This window comes from Bacillus sp. JJ1773 (genome assembly GCF_036962035.1).
Classification (GTDB): Bacteria; Bacillota; Bacilli; order Bacillales; family Cytobacillaceae; genus Cytobacillus.
In genome coordinates this window covers 1-2448 of sequence record NZ_JBALNX010000081.1, presented here as the reverse complement: position 1 = coordinate 2448, position 2448 = coordinate 1, and the positions used below count along the sequence as shown (strand labels likewise).

2 protein-coding genes are annotated in these 2448 nt (G+C 34.6%); one reads left to right on the top strand and one right to left on the bottom strand.

Annotated elements, in window-relative coordinates:
* Positions 1–211: 211 nt before the first annotated feature.
* Entirely contained in the window at positions 212–847 is a 636-nt protein-coding gene (locus V7127_RS20830) for a DUF1796 family putative cysteine peptidase (protein ID WP_335347948.1), read from the bottom strand.
* Positions 848–1708: 861 nt separating this feature from the next.
* On the opposite strand from V7127_RS20830, the gene V7127_RS20825 reads away from it, so the two are divergent.
* The gene (locus V7127_RS20825) at positions 1709–2383 is read left to right on the top strand and encodes an amidohydrolase family protein (protein WP_335347947.1); all 675 of its coding nucleotides are present in this window, start codon (positions 1709–1711) and stop codon (positions 2381–2383) included.
* The last annotated feature ends 65 nt before the right edge of the window (positions 2384–2448 follow it).

The window sequence follows — 2448 nt, the reverse complement described above, 5'->3', positions numbered from 1 at the left end:
TCTCTACACTCTTTGATTTTTAGGGGAATAAAAAACTTTCATGGCCACCGCTTTTTGCCACCTTTATCTGTTATTGGGTCTGGCCGTTTTCTTGGACCTTCCTCCTCAATTTACAGACAAAGCCAGAACTATTTGGGTAAACATATGAAAATACGATTCATCACTACGATGAGATTTTTGACGCACCTGATGTACATAGGGATAAGTTCTTTCACTGTGGGCGACTGATGCCAATTCCGCTAAGCAATGAACTCCATAACTCATAATTATCCCACATTATTTTAGAAATATGGCAATTTAGAACACATATATGATCTAATCCCCAGTTTTCCTCAATCATGGTAGAAGAATCTGAATCGGAAATTAACAGCACACAATAATTATGCTTTACTAGGCTGTCAAGTACACGTTGTAATTCTACTGCTTCATCATATGACCCACCTAAGCGGATGAAAAGAATGGATTCGCTCGTTTCCATTTCCCTCAAAAACCGTCCTATCCTCCTTTTATATTTTTCTTTAACCTCAGGATAACAAGATAAGGAATCTGGTGTGTTTTTATCAGTTTTAAAATCATGTGCAGAATAAATGTTGTAATAATTGTCTTTTATAAGCAACTTGGAGTCGTTATCATAATATGAAGAAAATGTAAGGTTCTCCAATTCCATAAAATTAACGAAACGGTTTGCTAATAAACGATTTACATCTGCTAGAGATGGGCTTATCATCCAATCTAAAACGCCAGCAAACGGACGTAACCCCCGATATCGCAAGTGATTCGAAGGAGCACAATTTAATCCTAAACTATAAATCATACTATAATTTTTTTTAATCTCTTTTAACTTCATAAAAGGAACACTCCCGCTATAGAATATGATTAAAATTTCTGGAATAGCACTAATACAAGTCAAACCTATATGGCAAAAATTTCATTTGGGGGGTTCATTTCGAATTATTCTGCTTGTACTTACCCACATATCATTAGGGAATAAGAAAGCAGGGAATAACGATTACATTAGTGAATTGTTTAATCCATTTAGTCTATTTCAATATACGCAAGTTAAGAATGGCTGGCTTGTATTCTTGTCTAATATTGCTGTCTTATTTACGCCCCCACCTCCAAAAAAAAAATTACTTATTAGATATATCATAAGCTCAAATAGGCCACACCTGTTTTTTCAGGGTGGCCAATATTATGATTTAGTTATCTTGTTAAAGGCAATGCATGACATGAAACTGGTAAAGTTGTTGACAATAGATGTAATGGATCAATGGCATCTACTTCTGTAAAATTCATATTGGAAAGCTACTCAAATAGATAGCGGAGATAATAATAAGGATTTAATCCATTTGCCGCGGCTCTATGAAAAAACCTCATTTACTTGTGGTACGGTTCACCGTGATGTATAAAAATCGTCGTAGAATACCCAGTGTCTAAAAGTACATCATTGAGATTTCGGCTTTATTGCATTTTATTTAAAATTCGTTCATACCTATTGAATTAAGTATTCTGTATCACGCTTTGCTGCAAAACTAGTGTCAAATTATTTAATATACTCTTTTTGGTATATTTCATTTACACCCTTACAATGCCCCCCCGCTATTTTATTGCTGCTCAAGGGATCGTAATAATTGTAAATGAAATCGCATTTTACAGCTATGTTTGGTTTGCTAAAATAAATATATAGTAATTCGAAGGGGCGATAAAAATGATTGTTGATTGCCATTTTCATGTAGATGAATCAATGTTAACTCTAGATAAAATGATAGAGGGCATGGATAAAAATGATGTAGCTAAAACAGCGCTAATTGCTCCCATGAATGAAACAATGTTTGAATTGGAAAGCACTTTTCAAAATAATTTACAACGCTTTTTCCGTTTTCTAATACTAAATGTACCTCAAATAGGGCTGAAAATTTATGACGGTCTAGTAAAGGATAGCTATCTCAAACTTTATGGCAATTCATACAGAATTTTTACTAAGCCGAGCAATGATATTGTTGCTGCTGCTATTGATAGATTTCCCGATCGGTTTCTAGGCTGGGTAGCAGTGAATCCAATGATTTCTGAATCAGTGGAAGAAATAGATTTATATCTTAATAAACCTGGTTTTATTGGGGTGAAAGCCCATCCCTTCATGCATGAATATAGTATTAAGGCACTTGATCCAGTTGCGGCTATGTGTGAGTCAAAAGGCATACCTTTGATCATTCATCTATCTTCAGAACAGGACTCCTATAAATATTTACCTGAAAAATACCCTAAACTTAAATTAATTTATGCTCACGCCGGTCTTCCTTTTTGGGAAAAACTATGGAAATACGTTAAGGATCAACCAAATGTATTTGTTGACACATCAAGTGACTATCTTAATCTATTGTAAAGAATGCAGTAGAATCATTAGGGTATCGAAAAGTACTGTATGGTTGCGATGGACCATATGGAATG

Excerpts from the sequence above, each read along its gene's own strand:
- V7127_RS20830 (WP_335347948.1), bottom strand. The coding sequence starts at position 847 with ATGAAGTTAAAAGAGATTAAAAAAAATTATAGTATGATTTATAGTTTA.
- V7127_RS20825 (WP_335347947.1), top strand. The coding sequence starts at position 1,709 with ATGATTGTTGATTGCCATTTTCATGTAGATGAATCAATGTTAACTCTA.